The sequence below is a fragment of the Ruegeria sp. HKCCD7628 genome (genome assembly GCF_057221005.1).
This window is the reverse complement of the sequence record NZ_JBWVBA010000001.1, coordinates 110,394-130,154: the sequence shown is the minus strand read 5'-3', so window position 1 is coordinate 130,154 and position 19,761 is coordinate 110,394. Positions and strand designations below refer to the sequence as shown.

The window sequence follows — 19,761 nt, the reverse complement described above, 5'->3', positions numbered from 1 at the left end:
TTGTTGTTAACCCACTGAAATTAAACGGATCGCTTCATCCTGCTTCATTAACCACAATAGAACGCGAACGGCTTTGCCCCGTTTTGTCGTAAGTTTTGGATCCTTACCCAGTAAATTCCGGGCATCGCTTTGGGCGATCGCCATCAACCCGGCTTGCCGCTCAAGATCGGCAATTCTGAACTTAGGCAGACCAGACTGCGCCGTGCCGATCAGATCACCGGCGCCGCGCATTTGCAGATCGGTCTCGGAGATTCGAAACCCATCTTCTGTCTCGCGCAGTACCTCTAGCCGCTTGCGTCCCCCGTCGCTCAGCGGCGCTTGGTACATCAACAAGCAAGTCGAATCCGCCTCTCCTCGCCCGACTCGACCCCGCAACTGATGTAGCTGGGCGAGTCCAAAAATTTCCGCGCGCTCGATCACCATGATGGAGGCGTTCGGGACATTCACCCCGACTTCGATAACTGTCGTCGCCACAAGAACTTTGGTGTGACCCTCTTGAAAGGTTTTCATCGCGGCGTCTTTTTCGGCAGCGGGCATCTGGCCATGTACCAAACCGACCACATCTTCACCCAATATGGCGCGCAGCCGCCTGAACCTTTCTTCAGCCGCAGTCAGATCTGAGACCTCGGATTCGTCTACCAATGGACAAACCCAATAGCATTGACGACCTTCGTCGATGGCACGGCGCAGATGGCTGACAACTTCCTCCATCCGATCGGTGCTGACGATGGCGGTTTTGATGGGCTTTCGACCCGGTGGTTTTTCGTCAAGAACCGAAACGTCCATGTCGCCATATTGCGCCAAAGCAAGGCTGCGGGGGATAGGGGTGGCCGTCATGACCAATACATCCGCGCCCTTCCCTTTCTCAGAGAGTTCCATTCGCTGACGCACCCCAAACCTGTGCTGTTCATCCACAATCGCCAACCGCAGCGCGTTGAACTCTACATCACTTTGAAACACCGCATGTGTACCAACAAGGATATGAATGTTCCCCTGTTGCAGCGCCGCCAACTTGGCGCGCCGCTCAGTCCCTTTGTCGCGTCCGGTCAGGATTTCAAGCACGATACCAGCCTGTTCGGCCAGCGGGCGCAAGCCTTCCAGATGCTGTCGCGCCAAGATTTCAGTCGGTGCCATCATGACACCCTGACCACCGGCTTCGACGGCAACCAACAACGCCATGAACGCCACCAGTGTCTTCCCGGCCCCGACATCGCCTTGCAGCAATCTGTTCATACGCGCATCAGAGGCCATATCGGCCGTGATTTCGTTGATCGCCCGCATCTGCGCACCAGTCGGAGTGTATGGCAGGTTTTGCAGGACCTTGGATTGTAATCGCCCTGTGCCGATGCTCACTATACCGCGGGCCTTGCGTTCGCGTTGCCGTGCCAGTGCCAGTGTTACCTGATGCGCAAACAGCTCATCATAAGCCAGCCTTTGCCGCGCGGGAGCATGCGCGGACACATCGTCGGCCCCGTTCGGTCCATGCGCGGCTGTTATTGCATCGATCCAACTTGGCCACTCCTGCTGTCCCACCTGAGCCGGGTCGATCCACTCGTCCAAAGCGGGAGCGCGGGACAAAGCACTACGGGTCGCCTTGAACGCGACTTTTTGCGTCACGCCTTGCGTCAAATGATACACCGGTTCGAATTCGGGGATGTCACCAGCGCTTTCGATGGGCAGGATATGGTCGGGATGAACCATCTGAGCCATTCCATCAAACAACTCCAACTTACCCGAAATGATCCTGCGCGCCCCCTCAGGAAGCATCTTTTTGAGGTAATCGCCACGTGCATGGAAAAAGACCAACTGGAATTCCGTTTGCGCATCCTCGACATGGATGCGGTAAGCACCGCCCTTGTTGCGCGATGGGCGGTGCACACCAATGGTTACCTCAACCGTCAGTGTAGATGGCAGATCGACACCCTGAATCGTGTTCCTTCTACGCCGGTCGACAACCGCATAAGGCAGCCCGAATAGAACATCGCGCGGAGTTTCGACACCAGATTGCGTGAGATTTTGCGCAATTTTGGGGCCGACGCCGTCTAAAGTTTCCAACCGGGCAAATAGGGGAAACAGAAGTTCAGGACGACCACTCATGCCGAACCAATCAGTTGCAACCAGCCATCTTCATCAAGGGTCTGAATGCCAAGTTCGGCAGCTTTCTGTGCCTTCGATCCGGCTCCTGGTCCCGCCACAAGAATATCGGTCTTTTTACTGACAGACCCAGATACTTTGGCACCCAATGCCTCTGCCCGGGCCTTGGCCTCGGCTCGGGTCATTTTTTCCAATGTCCCTGTGAAAACGACAGTTTTCCCGTCGACGGGGCTGCCACTTGTATCGGGGCGTTTTGCATCCTCAACGTCCAGCTGAGCAACGAGTGAATCAATCGTTTCACGTTCTGCCACTTGCGCGAAAGCCGAGACCAGAGCCCTGGCCATGACCTCACCCACGCCATCAATGGCCAACAGGTCTTCCCACTCAGGCCCGTCAAAGCTGCTGGCTGCCGTGATTGCAACTTCGAACTCATCCCAAGCGCCATAATGGTTCGCCACAAGGTTCGAGGCGGCCTCTCCCATATGTCGGATGCCGAGTGCAAATAGCAGGCGACCAAACGGAATGCGCCGCTTTTCATCAATGGCGTCCCACAGGTTACCGACGCTTTGTGCGCCCCAACCCTTTCTGTTTGCCAGCTTGTTAAGGTTCGCAGAATCCCGCAGTTGCAATGTAAAGATATCGACCGGAGTTTTGATCGGCAGATCCGGGTCATCATAGAACATTTCTATTTGCTTGGCGCCCAACCCCTCGATATCGAACGCCTTGCGAGATACAAAATGTTTCAATTTTTCCACGGCCTGCGCGGGACAAACGATTCCACCTGTGCAGCGCCGGACGGCATCCCCTTCCTCACGCACTGCATCACTGTCGCACTCGGGGCATCGTGTCGGGAAGATGAATTTTTCCGCGCTGGCTGGTCGTTTAGCTATATCAACGTCGGCCACTTTTGGAATGACGTCCCCAGCGCGATAGACCTGAACCCAATCTCCGACGCGAATATCCTTGCCGTCGCGAATTGTCCCGCCTTTGGCATCACGCCCAGCGATATAGTCTTCATTGTGCAAGGTCGCATTGGACACGACCACGCCGCCCACGGTGACCGGATGCAGCCGGGCAACGGGGCTAAGCGCTCCTGTGCGTCCAACCTGAATATCGATAGCCTCTAACCGGGTCCAAGCAAGTTCCGCCGGAAACTTATGCGCAATTGCCCATCTTGGTGTGGTGGATCTGAACCCAAGACGCGCTTGCAGCGAGAGGTCGTTTACCTTGTAGACAACTCCGTCAATGTCGTAGCCTAAAGTCGATCTCTGAGCCTCGATATCGCGATAGTGGTCCAGCATCTGCCGGGTTGTGTCGCATAACGCGGTCAATCGGTTTGTTGAAAAACCGTAAGCGGCCAGTTGCTCAATCGCCGCCATCTGCGTCGTCGCCAAAGGTTGAGATAGATCGCCCCACGCATAAGCAAAAAACCGCAACGGTCGTGCGCGCGTGATCGATGCATCCAACTGCCTGAGAGACCCGGCGGCCGCGTTCCGAGGATTGGCAAAAGTCTTGTCCCCTGCCTCGGACTGCCGTGCATTCAGAGCGTCAAAATCAGCGTGCGACATGTAAACTTCGCCGCGTACCTCCAGAATCTCTGGTGCATTTTTTAGAACATGCGGAATGTCTGCAATAGTACGCGCATTGGCCGTAACATTTTCACCAACCTCGCCGTCGCCACGCGTCGCCGCCTGAACCAATTCCCCATTCTCGTAGCGCAATGATAACGATAACCCGTCGATCTTCGGTTCGGCAGTAAATGCCACGGGTACAGCATCGTCGAGTCCTAGATATTTCCGAATCGAGCGTGTAAAATCAGCGACATCCCCGTCTTCGAAGGCATTTCCAAGGGACATCATGCGAACCGCATGTGTCACCTTTGAGAATCCATCAGCCGGGCGCGCACCGACTTGCTCTGATGGGCTGTCGGAACGTTTTAGATGTGGGAACCTCTGCTCAATGGCAGAGTTTTTTGCTTTGAGCGCGTCGTATTCCGCATCGGAAATATCCGGTGCATCTTCTGCATGATATTTTTGGTTTGCCTGTGCAATCAGCTCTGCCAACCGCGCAAGCTCTGCCTGCGCCTGACCTTCTGTCAGCTCTGAAACCGGAATTGAATTGCTCATGGCCTCGCCCCGTCACGTCTTCTTGGACCTCAGTGATAGGGCGAGGCCATGGTCAGGTCCAGATGTGCTGTTCAGTGAGTGAGCAGGCCGCCACGGACCAAAGCGGCTGTTGTTTTGGAAAAAGTCAGGCCCCGACGGCAAGTCGGCGGTCATCCATACTGTTGCTTTGCGGATCGCGAAGCACATAACCCCTGCCCCAGACGGTTTCGATGTAATTTTCTCCGCCGGTTGCATTGCTCAGCTTTTTGCGGAGTTTGCAGATGAAGACGTCAATAATCTTAAGTTCCGGCTCGTCCATTCCGCCGTACAGATGGTTCAGGAACATCTCCTTGGTTAACGTCGTGCCTTTACGAAGGCTCAGAAGCTCCAGCATTTGGTACTCTTTGCCTGTCAGGTGAACGGTTTGCCCCTCGACCTCTACCGTTTTCGCATCCAGGTTAACGGCGACACGTCCTGTATGGATAACGGATTGCGAATGCCCTTTTGAGCGCCGGATGATCGCGTGGATACGGGCCACCAGTTCTTCCCGATGGAATGGCTTGGTCATATAGTCGTCAGCACCAAATCCGAAGCCTTTGATTTTGCTTTCGGTATCGTCGGCACCCGAGAGGATTAGAATAGGCGTTTCCACCCGCGCAATGCGCAACTGCCGCAAGACTTCATGGCCATTCATGTCCGGTAGGTTCAGGTCCAGCAAAATCAGATCATAATCGTAAAGCTTGGCCAGATCGATCCCCTCTTCGCCCAGATCCGTCGCATAGACATTCAGGTTCGCGTGGGTCAGCATCAACTCGATGCTCTTCGATGTTGTGGGATCATCCTCGACAAGAAGTATACGCATTTACTGCTCCAATTCGGTTCAATTTACCAATTCAAATCAAACCTGCTCAAAAATGGTTAATCTGACGTTACCGTTGAATCATTTATTTACTTTCATCTTTAGGTTGTCGACATTTTTTTAATGCGGTCGCCTTCAAAGCTTCTGTTCCGTGTTCTGCGACCGCGGAAACCCACGAATTGAATTCTTCATCACTAAGCCCATAGCGTTTTTTGGCATCGGCCAAGGTGATCAACCCATAAAGGACGCCACGTACAACAATCACCTTTCGCGACGCCACCCAACGTGTGGTGGTTTCCGGAGGTAGGTCCGATCTGGATAAAACCGTTCCATCCGGCAGGGTTACGGAGCGTGGCCCTTCAACTTTGTGCAAATACATCTTTCCAACCTTTTCTGCTGCGACAAAGCTGACACCACCCTACTTAATGTGCGGTGAAACCGCCCCTTGAGAGTGTGTAGAATTTTCCTATATTCTGCCGGTCTTTCTTAACCCGCACTGGAATCGTCATGGCCCTCGATACCGAGACACCGCTAAACTCGCTTGGCTTTGCCAAACCGCCCTCGGAAACGCGGGTGGTTGTCGCTATGTCAGGTGGCGTGGACAGTTCCGTTGTGGCAGCGCATCTGGCCGATCAGGGCTATGACGTGGTCGGCGTCACCTTGCAGCTCTATGACCATGGCGCGGCCTTGGCCAAGAAAGGCGCCTGCTGTGCGGGTATCGACATCCACGATGCGCGGCGTGTGGCGGAAGAACGTGGCTTTCCCCACTACGTCCTGGACTATGAGAACATCTTCAAGGACGCGGTGATTGACGAATTCGCCGACAGTTATTTGGCCGGTGCCACCCCGGTGCCCTGCATCCGTTGCAATGAGCGGGTGAAGTTTAAGGACCTGCTGGAAACCGCCAAGGACCTTGAAGCCGACTGCATGGCCACCGGTCACTATATTCAGCGCAAGATGGGCCCCAACGGTCCCGAGTTGCACAGCGCCGAGGATGCGAACCGCGATCAGTCCTATTTCCTGTTCTCGACCACACCCGAACAGTTGTCGTTTCTTCGCTTTCCCTTGGGACACTTGCCGTCCAAGGACGCCACACGTGAAATGGCTGCGCAATATGGGCTGGCAGTAGCGGATAAGCCCGACAGTCAGGACATCTGCTTTGTGCCCAACGGCAATTACGCAAGCGTCATCGAAAAGCTGCGCCCGGGTGCGGCTGAACCCGGCGAGATTGTTCATGCCGATGGCCGCGTGTTGGCGCAGCATGACGGTGTGATCCATTATACGATCGGGCAGCGCCGCGGTCTGGGTATTGGTGGTCTGACTGAGCCGCTTTATGTGGTCAAGCTGGACGTGGATAAAAAGCAGGTCGTCGTTGGTCCAAAAGAAATGCTGGCCACCCGCACCATCCCCGTGCGCGAGATCAACTGGCTGGGGGATGAGCCCTTTACCTCGCGCGACGAATGGCACCTAAAGGTCAAAGTCCGCTCAACCCGTCCCCCGCGCGAAGCGATCCTCCGCCCGCTTTCGGACACGACGGCCGAGGTCGAGTTGCTGACCCCCGAAGAAGGTGTCTCGCCGGGGCAAGCCTGTGTGTTTTATGCGTCTGAAGGAAGCCGTATTTTCGGCGGCGGTTGGATCTGGCGTGGGTACTGATTGCTAAAGCACGTCGGTTGGCGTGTTAAGCAAAATATAGAGACCGACCAAGATCATGACATAGGGTGTGATCCTCTCTAGCCGTGCGAAACGTGGCGCAAGGCTTTGAGCATGCGGCGCCCCTATCACGGCGATTGCGGAAACCCCCAAAATGGCGACAACCGCTCCGATCAAGGCAGCAAGTCGAAACGTCGTGGTTGAATCGGCAAGTAACGGGGTCATTGCAGCCAATGTGTCGATGGACAGGCTGAGGAACAGGGCAATAATCGACGAGACGTGGCTGTAATCCTGCGTCTCAGTCGAGCCGTGTAGGGTGAATTGCCGCCAGAGACCGCGCAGGCCCAAAACCAAGGGAATGACGCCCAGATAGCCGATCCACGACAGTATGCCAGTTTGGCTCAGCCCGCTGGCAATGGCGAGCGACACGATCAGAATACCGAGTTGGGCGATGATAAAGCCCATCGCAGCGCGACGGGCGCTGACCACCACGATCAGACCAAGTAATACCGCCAGATTGTCCAGATTGGTCGACACTGTGACCAAAGCCGCGGAAATTGCGAATAGCAGATGCTCTAGCATCGGTTCAGCGCATTCTTTCTAAGACGGCACGGGCAGCGCGCAGGCCGGGTGCCTCGCCGCCTCGCCCAAGCCGGTCCATGGTCAAATCCATCGCATGTTTTTGCGCCTCCGGCGCATTGGCCACGCCTGACAATGCCGACGCAATTTTCTCTGGCTGACACTCGTCCAGCAGGCACTCAGGCACCGTGCGGGTTTCAGACACCAAGTTGACCAGCGTAACCGTGTCAAGTTTCACCATCCGTTCGGCCATTTTCTGCGTCAACCAACTGAGCCGGTAGGCGATAACCATAGGCGTCGCCTGTGCTGCCAGTTCCAACGATACGGTGCCCGACGCGGCCAATGCCAGATCGGCAGCGGCGAAAGCAGCCCGTTTCTGAGAGACCGCCTTGTACGAAGGTATGTCACGCGGGTCGACAACGACCGGGTTGCCGGGCCAGTTCTGGATATGGGTTTGGACAGTATCAACCATATGCGCCACAGCCGGCACCACGACGCGCGTATCTGGGCGGTCCTGCAAGTACAGGGCCAAAGCCTGACCAAAGACCGGAGCCAGCCGGTCAACCTCACCGCGCCTGGAGCCGGGTAAAGCAAGCACCAGCGGCGAATTTGCTAAATCATAGGCGTTGCGAAACGCCGCGATCTCGTCGTTGGTTGCAACAGGTTCGCTGGCGACAGGGTGCCCGACGAAATCGCACTCCATACCCGCGCGCTTCATATAGGGCGGCTCGAACGGTAACAGCGCCAACACGTGGTCGATCACCTTGGCCATCTTGTCCGCGCGCCCCGGACGCCACGCCCAAACACTGGGGGCCACATAGTGGACCGTGCGGATGTTGCTTTGCGCTTTTACCAACTTGGCGACCCGTAGCGAAAAGTCTGGGCTGTCGATGGTGATCAGAACATCGGGTTTTGTATCCAGAACCGCCTGCGCAGTCTCGGCAATACGGCGTTTCAGATGGAAGAATTTGGGCAGCACTTCGACCAGCCCCATCACCGACAGTTCCGACATTGGAAAACGGCTGTCCAAACCCTGCGCTTGCATCAAAGGGCCGCCAACCCCGTCAAACTGTACCTTAGGTTCAAGGGTGCGCAGCCCCTCCATCAAAGCGCCGCCCAAGCGATCGCCCGAGGGTTCACCGGCGACCACGAAAACACGCATCAGATGGTCCGCTCGCGCACGCAAAGGAACAGACCCAACCGGTCACATTCGGCAATGACCTGTTGGCGTCGCAGCACCATCACCCCACCCTTTTCGATGACAATCCCCGCTAAACCGGCGGCGACCGCGTCCGAAACAGTATCCGGCCCAATCGCGGGCAAATCCACACGACGGTCTTGATCGGGTTTTGGGGCCTTGAACAGAACACCCCCGCCTGCATCCGGTCGTTGCGTCAGAGATTGCAGCATCCAGGCTGTGCCGAAAATCCCCTCAACTGCGAGCGCCTGTCCCTTCGAGACAACGCAGGCTTGCCCAATATCCGCAGCGCCCATGCCACGCACAATGCCTGCTGCGCGATCGGCATCGGTTAGGTCCGCCTCTGATGGCCGGGCCTTGGTCAGTGACCCAAGTTCAGGCAGCAGATTGGGGGCTATTTCATGTGCGGCGCGGACCTTGAGGCCCGCCTCCTCGAAGATCCCTATCACGGCGCGCAACGCTCCATCATCGCCAGACATGATGGCCTGCTGCAAAATGGGTACCAAAGGCATGGTTGCAGCATCGATACGGCTGGGATCAATCGCTGGTCGTTGGACCGCGCCAGCCATACAGATTTGCGTTACGCCACGCGCTTTCAAATCTGCAATGAAAGTCCCCAACTGCTCGAGTGGAAAGGTGACGTCGGCATCCAGAACATCAGGGGGAAACCCCTCCATCGCACAGATGACAGGACGTTCAACCAGTTGGGCAACCACCTCGGCGGGCAAAGCCCCTGTTCCCGCGATCAATGCCAGCATCGGTTCATTTCCTCGGGGTTAGGAAGGATCGATCTGATTGCCCGGTTACGAAATCCACGATCCGCTGGACATATTCACTCTCATTTTCGGCACCGACGCGATGCGCGCGCTCCATGAACGTCCCGTCTCCGGTCGACAGCTCTTTGAACGCGGCACGCAGAGCCGAGATATCCTCGCGCGAGACGCCTTTGCGTTTCAGGCCGACCAAATTGAGCCCGTCCAGTTCGCCCCGCGGTGCCTGAACCAAACCGTAGGGAATGACGTCATTTGGCACCATGGTCAGAGCACCAATAATGGCCCCTCGCCCGACCCGCACCCATTGATGCAAGCCCGAGATACCGCCCACGATCACGTCATCCTCGATGATGCAATGTCCGGCGGCTCCTGCGTGGTTCACCATGATGACCCGATTGCCAATCTGCACGTCATGCGCAACATGCACACCGGCCATCAACAGGCAGTCATCGCCGATCCGGGTTACGCCGCCACCGCCCTCGGTTCCCGTGTTCACGGTCACATGTTCACGGATCCGGTTACGTTTCCCAATTTCCAGCCGCGTGTTCTCGCCGCCGAACTTCAGGTCCTGCGGGATCTCTCCAATGACCGAGAAATTGAACACAACGGTCTCATCACCGATAGCTGTGTCGCCTGTGACAACAACATGCGATTTCAATTCAACGCGCTCGCCCAGCTTGGCTTGCGCACCGACATAGCAGAACGGACCGATGATACAGCCTTCACCAATCTGCGCGCCGTCTTCGATAATTGCGCTTGGATGGATGCCGTTCATGTCGTCTTTTCCATGTCCCAGTCTACATAGGCCGAGAATTCAGCTTCGGCGGCCACTTCGCCATCTACAGTCGCGCGACCTGCAAACTTAAAGATCTTCCCGCCCTTTTTGCCCCGCACGGTTTCAACATGCATTTCCAGCACATCGCCTGGAACCACTTTGCGGCGGAATTTGCATTTGTCGATGTTCATGAAGTAGATCAACAGCTCGCTGTCGATCACATCCATACCCACCCCCAGCATTACACCTGCAGTCTGTGCCATCGCTTCAACAATGGTAACGCCGGGCATGATCGGAGTACCGGGAAAGTGACCCTGAAAATGGGGTTCGTTCATTGTGACATTCTTGATCCCAACAGCAGACTGATAGCCGGAAATATCAACGACTTTGTCAACCAGCAAAAACGGATAGCGATGCGGCAAGATCCGTTGGATCAGCTGTATGTCTGCGCTCTTGGTTTCCGTCGTCATCGTATCGTCGTCCCGTACTGGATTGCTGTTTGACGCGTGGTTAGCAACACCGCGCCTTGAGGGCAAGCAAACCTATTCGTCAGTTTGGCTTTCTAGCGCTTGACCGTCTCCGATCGCGGCGTTTATCCGCGCGATGGCTGTCTCGGTCACATCCGTACGGTCCGAGCTGAGAAAAACGCTCGACCGTTCGATGATGACCGTGGCCCCGGTCTCGCGCAACAGGTCGATCAGGACTGGTTGGATCGTCTCAAAGAACAATTGCTGCGCTTCTTCACTTCTGCGAGACAAAGCGTCCAGCTTGGCGCGTTGTCCATCGCGGTGTGTCTGAACCTTGTTGTCGAACGCCTCGGCCAAAGGACGGAACTCTTCTGGAGTCACTTGCGTGCGCAGTTCCGTCAGATCCTTTTCCTCTTTACTAAGTTCGACGACGATCCGCTCATTCTCCTCCGCCAGCAAAGTTCCTTCGGCCTCGATCTCACGCAAAACGCGCTGACCGAATTCCGAGTCCGCAAACAATCGCTCGCTTGAAATAGTCAAAACCGTCGACGATGGAACCGAGAGTTGCTGCGCCTGTGTCGCAGAAACGAAAAATGCACTCAGCAAAACGCACAGGGCCCATAAAGGGCCCTGTAACTTAGACTGTATCAAGTATGACATCGCCTGATCAGAACCGCGCCTGAATGGTCAGGTCAAAGTTCTGCTCTTGGTCAAAGTCCTCTTTCACCAGTGCCTTCGAGAAGTTGAAGCGCAGCGGACCAAACGGGGTGTCCCAAAGAAGGGACACACCGATGACATGACGGATCGACCCGTCCTCACCCACAATGTCAGCACCGGCTGTGTTCACGTCGTCAAGATTGTACAGGTTGCCCACGTCGTAGAATACACCACCCCGCAGACCTAGCTCTTCAGGTAGGCCAAGGGGAAAATCGGATTCAAACCGCGCGACCCAGTAATAGTTCCCACCGATCGCGTCGTCTTGACCATTGGACAGGTCACGCGGGCCAATACCCGACGGCTCGAAGCCACGGAACGTGCTTGGGCCCAAGACAAAGCGGTCAAGTGTTCGGCTGAAGTCATCTCCGGTCCAATGAAGCGCGCCCAGTTCAAGCGACGCCCGCAGCACCACTTCTTCACTCAAAACTCTGGTCTGCGCGATTGCACGTGCGGTGGATTTGAAGAACTCATTGTCTCCGCCCAATCCCGCGGCATCGACACCAACTTCAAACAGCACGCCCGCGTTGGGGTTCAAGCCACCAAGTCGGCTGTCATACACATAAGACACGCCCAAAGAACTGGTCGAACGCTCACCCTGAGCAATCTCCGACGCAATGACAGCTCCGTTTATTTCATCGTCCTGCTGCGTCATTTCGCTGTTTTCCCAATTATAGCGAAGGCGCAGCGACGACAGTTCACCGATTGCATAGCTTAGCTGAGGGGCAAAGAAGAGACGCTCGGTGTCAAAGCTGGCAAAGCTGGAATTGGTTGTTGCCAGACCAAGCCCCAAGTCAAAACGCAGCCTACGCCCCAGCAAGTAGGGTTCGGTAAAGTTGACAACGTATTGTTCCGAGTCCTGAGCCGTTGAAAGGGTAAGGCCAAGGTTTTGACCCCGTCCCAGAAAGTTAGACTCGTTCAAGCCAACGGCGATACCAAAACCATCCGAGACCGAGAAGCTACCACCGAGGCTAAGCGACCCGGTAGGCTGTTCCTCCACATCAACGTCGACAATGACCTGACTTGGAGTAGACCCTTCGCGGGGTTCAACATCAGCCACAGCAAAGAACCCAAGGGCACGGATACGTTCAGCGGCCTGCCGGATTTCACGGGGATTGAACGGATCACCTTCAACTGTGTCAAACTGGCGGCGGATAACCCGATCCAGCGTGGTTGTATTCCCTTCGATATCGATCCGTTCAACAAAAATGCGCGGCCCGCGGGTGAGTACAAATTGCACATCCAGGGTCAGATCGCTTGGATTGCGTGTGACGCGCGGTTCGACCCGCAAGAAATCAACACCCTGCTTGATCCCTAGACGCTCTTGCCGGGCAATCGAGTTTTCGATCAGTGAGGGCGAATAGGTGACACCCGGCTTGATCTTCAAAGCAGCCTGATAGTCTGCGGCGTCAACGCCGGGAATTTCACTGACTGTCGAAATCTGTCCAAACGAGAATTTTTGTCCTTCGGTGATATTCATCACCAGAAAAAACGCGTCCCGTTCCTGAGTGAATTCGACATTTGTGCTGTTGACGCGAAAATCGACATAGCCCCGCGACAGATAGAAATCCCGAATGACCTGCTGATCAAACTCGATGCGGTCCGCGATGAAGGTGTCTCCGCGCAGGAAGGTACGCAGGAAGTTTGCCTGTTTTGTTTCCAACACACGGCGCAACCTGCGGTCGGTATATGCCCGGTTGCCTACAAAACTGACGCGCTCGATCTCAATGGTTGTACCTTCAGCCACCTCGAACACCAGATCGACCCGGTTATCACTGCGGCGGATAATGCGCGGGATCACCGTGGCAGATACACGCCCTTGGGCTGAATAGATCTGAGCAATCAGGTCCGCATCTGCTTCGGCGACCTGCGGCGTAAACACCCGACGCGGCTCAGACGATATGGCTTCGATCAAAACGTCATCTTTGACGCGACGGTTCCCCTCGATGCTGATCTGATTAATGGTCGGATATTCCTCGACCTCAATCACCAGAGTATTGCCGCGCGGAGTCAGCTCGACTGTTTCAAAAACACCACTGTCAAGCAAACGCTGAAAGGCATCGTTCAGTTCTCCAGCAGTGACAGTCTGTCCGGGTTCGATTCCTGTCCTGGTGATAATCGTCGAGGTTTCGATGCGCCTGTTGCCCTCGACCTCGAACGAATTGATGGTAAAGCTTTGAGCGTGCGCGGACTGCGGTGCAGCCATCAAACCCAACAAAACACAAAAAGAAATTACGGATAGCGCTCGCCACAAAATGTTGTCTGCTTGCGTCTGCCCCCCGCAGGATGTGCCTGCGCCTCGCCTATCAGTCATATTTTTCTCTACCCAAAAATTTAGGACTTTAATGCTGAGTAGCGGGATTAATATTCCTTGTCAAAAGGCCAAAAAGCAAAGCGGCCCGATGGGCCGCTATGATATTAATTCTGATGCTGGTTAAGAATCACAACAGCGTGTCGCAGACCGCGCAAAGATTGGCTGCGAGAAGGAGATACCAGCATGCCAGCAACGCCAATGCAGTCGCTCCAAAGAACAAAATCGAATCCCAGTTCAGCGTGAACAGACAGCTGAAGCTTCTGTACGAATCTTTCAATACACGTGTCATGGCTACCTCTGCGGCATTCAAACTCGTCAGAAAGTTAGTCGAAAAATGAGGCAGGAATGGGGCTTTCGCAGGTCGGTTGCGCCTTATTTAGCAGAACAGATCATTGGTGACGGAAAAGACCATCAAGCCAAGGATCAAGGAAACGCCCACACCCATCAGTACACGCAAAGCACCGTCACTGGGCGGCTTGCCCGCCACGGCTTCGTATGCATAGAAAACCAGATGTCCGCCGTCCAAAGCAGGGATTGGGAACAGATTCAGCAATCCAACGGCCGTGGACAAAACCGCAATGAAGAATATGAAACTTTGCGCGCCCTGACTGGCCATCGCGCCAGATGTTTCGGCAATTCCGATAGGACCTGACATATTACAGGTGCTGATTGCGCCCGTAATCATGTGCCACAGTCCCGACAACGACCCGTCAATGATACGCAGTGTTTGCTGTACTCCGCCGCTAAGGGAGGTGATGAGTCCAGCCGGCTCGCGTTCGGGTTCCAACATCATGCCGCCGACAATTCCGATACGCCAATGAGTCACGAACCCGCCTTCTTCCTGCGGTTCGTCCGTTCTGCGCGGCGCCAAAGCAAATTCCAATTCGGCCCCGTCGCGCCACACATCCAGCAAGAGAACCTTGCCGTCGGACCGCTCCACGTGTTCTTTAAGTTGCTCAAAGGCATAGATGGGGTCGCCGTCGACTGCGTAGATGACGTCTCCGGCTTGCAGGTCGATATCCATGGCAGCACTGCGCGGTGCAACTTGCTGGATAAGGGGCGGATACAACCAAGGACCGACAACATCCAGCGTCTGATCATCCCGAAGGACTGTGTAATCCAGAACAGGTTTGACCGGCAATGTATCCGTAAAGTCCGTCCACGATTCACCCTCATCAAACGCAGGCAGTGGCTGACCTTCGATGGCCAAAATCTCATCGCCTTCACGCAGTTCCTGAACAGTGCCAGGAAGCGGGTAGAGCTTTCCGATGGTCAATGGGCTTTTGGTAACACCTTGTGACAGGAATATTAGCCCGAACACCAATATCGACATAACGAAATTGAACACCGGTCCGGCCGCAACGGTTGCCGATCGTGCCCAAAGCGGGGCGCCATGCATTGTGCGTCGAAGCTCTTCTGGGCTTTGTTCCCGGATTTCAGACATAGCAGTCTCGTCCTTGCCGGACGCCGCGTTGGCGTCCCCAAGGAATTTGACATAACCACCAAAGGGCAAAGCCGCGAATTGCCACCGAGTGCCGCGCTTGTCTACCCTGCTCCAAAGAACCGGACCAAAACCGATCGAGAAGACCTCGGCGTGTATTCCCGACCAGCGACCAACGATATAGTGGCCATATTCATGAACAGCGACAATCGCCGACAGAGCGATCACAAACGCACCGATGGTGTACAGCAAATTACCAAACTGAGGGATCAGCGAAAATACGTCCAAAATTCTATCCTGCTCTTTGGGTCACGGCTTCATCTACCCACATACGTGCCAAATGGTCCGTTTGCTGTATGTTATCAAGTGTCATAGGGGCATCAATAAGGCCATTTTCGGCGTCAAACCGGTCCAGCACTGCAGCGACCATGTCTGCCATGGCCAGAAAACCGATATGACGCGCGATAAAGTGATCAAGCGCCCGCTCCTTCGCGGCGTTGAACACAGCACCCGCGAGGCCACCGCGCTCCATCACCTGTCGCGCCAATGACAGCGCGGGATACCGCGTTTCGTCCGGTTCAATAAATCTAAGCTGACCAAGTTTAGCGAGGTTCAGGCGATCCACCGGAAGGTGACGTCGGTCCGGCCAATGTAACGCATATCCGATGGCATGGCGCATGTCGGGCGCGCCCATATGCGCCATAACGGCCCCGTCATCGAAACCCACCAACGCGTGGACGATAGATTCCGGGTGCACAACTACTTCTATCTGATCAGGCGAGACGCCAAAAAATTCTTTGGTTTCTATCACCTCCAACGCCTTGTTGAACATCGAGGCGCTGTCGATCGTGATCCGTTGACCCATGTTCCAGTTGGGATGGCTTGATGCCTGTTCGACCGTGGCACCTTCAAGATCTGCGATCGGCCAATCCCGAAATGCACCACCGCTTGCTGTAATGACAATACGCTCGACCGTCGCCATGTCCTCGCCGACAAGAGCTTGAAAAACGGCTGAGTGCTCGCTGTCGACCGGCAACAAACGCGCGTTGTGGTTCTGGGCCGTCTGCATCACCAAAGACCCGGCACACACCAGAGTTTCTTTGTTCGCCAAAGCCAACGTAGCGCCTTGTTTCAGCGCCTCTAAACCCGGCGGCAAGCCTGCCGCCCCGACAATCGCCGACATCACCCAATCCGATTTTCGCGCAGCGGCTTCGATCAGAGCGGTCGCGCCTGCGGCGACTTCTACACCGCTTCCGTCCAGCGCGGCCCGCAAGTCGTCCAGTTTGTCTTCATGGGCGGTCACCGCAATATCGGCATTCAGTCGGCGCGCATCCTGCGCGAGACGCTCGATATTCGCGCCTCCGGTCATCGCCACGATATCGTAGGCTTCGGGGTTGCGGTTGATCAGATCAATTGTGTTCTGACCGATAGAACCGGTCGCCCCGAAAATGGAAATCTTGCGCATTACATGGCTCCTGGCGCGTAGAGCATCCCAGCAATCAAAACGAACAGCGCGGCGCCCATCATACCGTCAAAACGGTCCAGAAACCCTCCGTGACCCGGAATAAGGTTCGAGCTGTCCTTGACGCCAAATTTCCGCTTTGTGGCGCTTTCGATGATGTCTCCGGCCTGACTGGCCATCGAAGCCAAGACCGAGACAACCACAAACAACAAGCCAAACCCGGCATAGCTGGCAAAGATAACGCCGACAATAGCTGCTGCAACCCAGCCTCCAGCCGTGCCGGACCACGTCTTCTTTGGGCTAACTTTGGGCCAGAACTTGGGGCCACCTACAGCTTTGCCAACGAAGTACCCAGCCACATCCGTGGCAACGACAACGGCGATCAGCCAGATCATCCAACCAAAGCCCATATTCTCGCGGATCGAGATGAACCCAAGACCTGCTGCTGCAATCCAGAAAGCGAACAGCGCATAGGTTCCCTTGGATCGACTAACCTGCCCTGCCCCAACCAAGGCCGGCGCGGCCAAAAACGGCAATGTGTATAAGGGTGGTAAGTGATAGCTGAGAACGACCGCTGCGCCTGTCAGGACGCCAAGCTGTACCGCAACACCGGGTTTGCCGGGGTCAACCATACGGACCAGTTCCCACGTCATGAGACCACAGGCTACCGCGATGAAGGCTTCGAACCAAAGCCCGCCCAGCCAAACTTCGACAGCGCCTATGGCGACCAAAACAGCCGCCGACAGCACACGCGCGGTTAAATCAGACCATCGGCCTTCGCTCATGCTGGGATCGCTCCGAACCGGCGATCGCGTGCGCCATAACTGCGGCACAGCCGTTCCAGTTCTTCTGCCGTAAAATCCGGCCACAGAGTGTCAATGAACTCGTATTCGGAATAGGCAGACTGCCAGAGAAGAAAGTTAGAAATCCGAGCTTCTCCGCTGGTGCGGATGACAAGATCCGGATCAGGAAGAACGTGCGTATCCAAATACTTGGGTAGCGTCTCTTCATCCACGTCTTCAGGCTTCAGGCGCCCTTCGGCCACATCCAATGCCAGGCGTTTCGTTGCGCGCGCAACTTCATCCCGCCCACCGTAATTCAAAGCGATGGTCAGGTGTACCAGGTCGTTGTCCTTCGTTGCCTCTTCGAGCGTGTCCATCAAGTCGACCAACTTCGAATCCAACCGCAAACGGTCACCGATAAAGCGAACCCGAATCCCGTTTTGGGCCAACGTTTTGGTTTCTTTGATGATATACCGCTTGAACAAGCTCATCAGGCCAGCAACTTCGGCCTGCGTCCGTTTCCAGTTTTCGGTCGAAAAGGCAAAGACAGTCAAATATTTGATCCCGAGACCCGGGCAAGCTTCGACCACATCCCTCACACGTCGTGCACCTGCCTGATGCCCGAAAAGTCGCGGCCTACCCCGTGCCTGTGCCCAGCGTCCGTTGCCATCCATAATGATCGCAACGTGATGAGGGCCGTCAATCGGCGCTGTATGAGGGGTATCAGGCATAATTCCGTCAGACCTGCATGATCTCGGCTTGCTTGGTTTCAAGCGCAGCGTCGACGGCCTTGATCATCTCATCCGTCAGGTCCTGAACTTCACTTTCCCAAAGCTTCTGGTCATCTTCCGACATCCCATCCGATTTGGCTTTCTTGATCTGGTCCATCCCGTCACGGCGCACATTCCGAATAGAGACCCGTGCGTGCTCGGCGTATTGGCCGGCGACTTTACCCAACTCGCGGCGGCGTTCCTCGTTCAGTTCCGGAATAGGCAGCATGATGATCGTGCCGTTCAGTTGCGGATTGATCCCCAACCCGCTTTCGCGAATGGCTTTTTCAACTTTACCGACAAGGCCCTTGTCCCAAACGTTTACCGTAACCATCCGCGGTTCAGGAACGTTCACGGTCCCGACCTGATTGATCGGTGTCATCGAGCCATAAGCATCGACCATAACAGGTTCCAACATTGATGCTGATGCGCGCCCGGTACGCAAAGACGCAAATTCGGTCCTGAGGTTCGCCATCGCGCCGTCCATGCGGCGTTTCAGATCATCGGTGTCCAGTTCGAAATCGTCAGACATTCTGCTCACTCCCCGTCTTCAGGTGCTGTTTGAAAGGCTCATAAGCCATCACAATCGGGATGTATAGCAATGATGCTCGGGAATTGTGCCAATGACCAGAGGTGTTTCCGGCTTTTTCTCGGTCATTAAATGGCAGGTGGCCCGGCCAGTGGCGTGTCCGGCCGGGTCGCAGGATAAAGTTCCGGATCAGGCGTTTACGTCAATCACAACGCGGCCTTTGACCTGACCCTTGAGGATGTCAGCGCCCAATTGTGGCAGATCGCTCAGCGTCGCGGGGTGCACCATTACCTCAAGCTTATCCATCGGCAGATCGGTTGAGACGCGTTGCCATGCACGAACACGGTTTTCGTAGGGCTGCATGACGCTGTCGATGCCCAGCAGGTTCACACCGCGCAGCAGGAACGGAATGACGGTTGCTGGAAGCCCGGCGCCCCCCGCCAGACCAACGGCCGAAACCGACGCACCGTATTTCATCTGCCCCAGAACGCGTGCCAGCATATCACCTCCAACGGCGTCAACACAGCCTGCCCAAGTCTCGCTTTCCAACGGGCGCTTGGTTGTCTCGTTCAAGTCATCACGGGGGACAATGGTCGTGGCCCCCAGAGATTTGAGATAGTCGCCCGCTTCAGCCCGGCCTGTAACTGCCGCGACCTCGTAACCCAGATTCGCCAGGATCGCCGTCGCGACCGAGCCAACGCCGCCCGCAGCACCGGTTACCAGAACCGGCCCGTTGCCAGGCTTAAGGCCGTGATCTTCAAGCGCCATAACGGCAAGCATCGCGGTGAAACCGGCGGTTCCGACTGCCATTGCCTGACGCGTATCCAGCCCGTCCGGCAGCGGCACCAGCCAGTCCGCTTTTGCGTTAGCCTTTTGGGTATACCCACCCCAATGGGCCTCACCCACACGCCAGCCGGTCAGCACAACCTTGTCGCCGGGCTTATAGCGATCGTCCGAGGACGCCTCGACCGTACCGGCATAGTCAATGCCGGGCACATGCGGGTAATTGCGCACCAGACCGCCACCCTTGGGCGACATGCACAGTCCGTCCTTGTAGTTGACCGTCGAATATTCGACAGCCACCGTGACCTCACCCGAAGGCAGATCATCGGTTGAAAGTTGTTTGACCACGGGGCTGGCCAGTCCGCTCTCGTCGTCTTTTTCCATCACCAATGCATTAAACATCTGATTTCCTCTCGTTTCAGAAAAGCCAGGCCCAATTCTTCACCTGGCGAAAAATATCTCGGGG

At 55.8% G+C, this 19,761-nt stretch carries 19 protein-coding genes; 1 reads left to right on the top strand and 18 read right to left on the bottom strand.

All coding sequences use genetic code 11. From position 1 onward, the window contains the following. Window positions 1–6: 6 nt before the first annotated feature. The 4 genes from recG to sciP form a co-directional block, all read right to left on the bottom strand. Window positions 7–2,097, bottom strand: coding sequence for an ATP-dependent DNA helicase RecG (recG, locus tag AC2TAD_RS00650; protein ID WP_480865495.1), 2,091 nt, complete (start codon window positions 2,095–2,097; stop codon window positions 7–9). Continuing rightward, on the bottom strand, window positions 2,094–4,220 hold the full coding sequence (ligA, locus tag AC2TAD_RS00645; protein WP_480865494.1) for an NAD-dependent DNA ligase LigA: 2,127 nt from the start codon (window positions 4,218–4,220) through the stop codon (window positions 2,094–2,096). Before ligA ends, recG begins: the two co-directional genes overlap by 4 nt. Window positions 4,221–4,344: 124 nt before the next feature. Continuing rightward, window positions 4,345–5,061 carry a response regulator transcription factor CtrA gene (gene ctrA / locus AC2TAD_RS00640; protein ID WP_170354134.1) on the bottom strand — a complete coding sequence of 239 codons (717 nt, stop codon included), beginning with the start codon at window positions 5,059–5,061 and terminating at the stop codon, window positions 4,345–4,347. Window positions 5,062–5,143: 82 nt separating this feature from the next. Next, on the bottom strand, window positions 5,144–5,437 hold the full coding sequence (sciP, locus tag AC2TAD_RS00635; RefSeq protein WP_480865492.1) for a CtrA inhibitor SciP: 294 nt from the start codon (window positions 5,435–5,437) through the stop codon (window positions 5,144–5,146). Between the two features lie 128 nt (window positions 5,438–5,565). Between sciP and mnmA the strand changes: the two genes are divergently transcribed. Further along, window positions 5,566–6,711, top strand: coding sequence for a tRNA 2-thiouridine(34) synthase MnmA (mnmA, locus tag AC2TAD_RS00630; protein ID WP_170751143.1), 1,146 nt, complete (start codon window positions 5,566–5,568; stop codon window positions 6,709–6,711). 3 nt (window positions 6,712–6,714) lie between these two features. Here mnmA and AC2TAD_RS00625 read toward each other — a convergent pair whose 3' ends face one another. The 14 genes from AC2TAD_RS00625 to acuI all read right to left on the bottom strand — a co-directional run bounded on the left by AC2TAD_RS00625 (window position 6,715) and on the right by acuI (window position 19,697). Continuing rightward, complete coding sequence (locus tag AC2TAD_RS00625; RefSeq protein WP_170354131.1) at window positions 6,715–7,290, bottom strand: hypothetical protein; 576 nt, start codon at window positions 7,288–7,290, stop codon at window positions 6,715–6,717. 4 nt (window positions 7,291–7,294) lie between these two features. Then, window positions 7,295–8,449 carry a lipid-A-disaccharide synthase gene (lpxB, locus tag AC2TAD_RS00620; protein WP_480865490.1) on the bottom strand — a complete coding sequence of 385 codons (1,155 nt, stop codon included), beginning with the start codon at window positions 8,447–8,449 and terminating at the stop codon, window positions 7,295–7,297. After that, window positions 8,449–9,243, bottom strand: a complete 795-nt coding sequence (locus tag AC2TAD_RS00615) for an LpxI family protein (protein WP_480865488.1) — start codon at window positions 9,241–9,243, stop codon at window positions 8,449–8,451. Before AC2TAD_RS00615 ends, lpxB begins: the two co-directional genes overlap by 1 nt. 4 nt (window positions 9,244–9,247) lie before the next feature. Next, on the bottom strand, window positions 9,248–10,033 hold the full coding sequence (gene lpxA, locus AC2TAD_RS00610) for an acyl-ACP--UDP-N-acetylglucosamine O-acyltransferase (protein ID WP_209197038.1): 786 nt from the start codon (window positions 10,031–10,033) through the stop codon (window positions 9,248–9,250). Further along, a complete protein-coding gene (fabZ, locus tag AC2TAD_RS00605; protein ID WP_170354127.1) occupies window positions 10,030–10,503 on the bottom strand; it encodes a 3-hydroxyacyl-ACP dehydratase FabZ in 474 nt (157 codons plus the stop codon). Before fabZ ends, lpxA begins: the two co-directional genes overlap by 4 nt. Window positions 10,504–10,575: 72 nt before the next feature. Next, window positions 10,576–11,106, bottom strand: coding sequence for an OmpH family outer membrane protein (locus AC2TAD_RS00600; protein WP_269149602.1), 531 nt, complete (start codon window positions 11,104–11,106; stop codon window positions 10,576–10,578). Between the two features lie 61 nt (window positions 11,107–11,167). After that, complete coding sequence (bamA, locus tag AC2TAD_RS00595) at window positions 11,168–13,528, bottom strand: outer membrane protein assembly factor BamA (protein WP_170751132.1); 2,361 nt, start codon at window positions 13,526–13,528, stop codon at window positions 11,168–11,170. A gap of 127 nt (window positions 13,529–13,655) precedes the next feature. Then, a complete protein-coding gene (locus AC2TAD_RS00590) occupies window positions 13,656–13,817 on the bottom strand; it encodes a hypothetical protein (protein ID WP_480865486.1) in 162 nt (53 codons plus the stop codon). 87 nt (window positions 13,818–13,904) lie between these two features. After that, window positions 13,905–15,257 (bottom strand): RIP metalloprotease RseP, encoded by a 1,353-nt coding sequence (gene rseP / locus AC2TAD_RS00585; protein WP_170354124.1) that lies wholly within the window; start codon window positions 15,255–15,257, stop codon window positions 13,905–13,907. Between the two features lie 4 nt (window positions 15,258–15,261). Next, window positions 15,262–16,434, bottom strand: coding sequence for a 1-deoxy-D-xylulose-5-phosphate reductoisomerase (gene dxr, locus AC2TAD_RS00580; protein WP_480865485.1), 1,173 nt, complete (start codon window positions 16,432–16,434; stop codon window positions 15,262–15,264). After that, entirely contained in the window at window positions 16,434–17,216 is a 783-nt protein-coding gene (locus AC2TAD_RS00575) for a phosphatidate cytidylyltransferase (RefSeq protein WP_170751126.1), read from the bottom strand. Before AC2TAD_RS00575 ends, dxr begins: the two co-directional genes overlap by 1 nt. Then, window positions 17,213–17,944: an undecaprenyl pyrophosphate synthase gene (gene uppS, locus AC2TAD_RS00570; RefSeq protein WP_170354121.1), complete on the bottom strand. Its 732-nt coding sequence runs from the start codon at window positions 17,942–17,944 to the stop codon at window positions 17,213–17,215. The genes AC2TAD_RS00575 and uppS overlap by 4 nt, the downstream gene beginning before the upstream one ends. Window positions 17,945–17,951: 7 nt before the next feature. Further along, complete coding sequence (gene frr, locus AC2TAD_RS00565; RefSeq protein WP_170354120.1) at window positions 17,952–18,515, bottom strand: ribosome recycling factor; 564 nt, start codon at window positions 18,513–18,515, stop codon at window positions 17,952–17,954. A gap of 186 nt (window positions 18,516–18,701) precedes the next feature. Next, on the bottom strand, window positions 18,702–19,697 hold the full coding sequence (gene acuI / locus AC2TAD_RS00560; RefSeq protein WP_480865484.1) for an acryloyl-CoA reductase: 996 nt from the start codon (window positions 19,695–19,697) through the stop codon (window positions 18,702–18,704). Window positions 19,698–19,761: the final 64 nt, after the last annotated feature.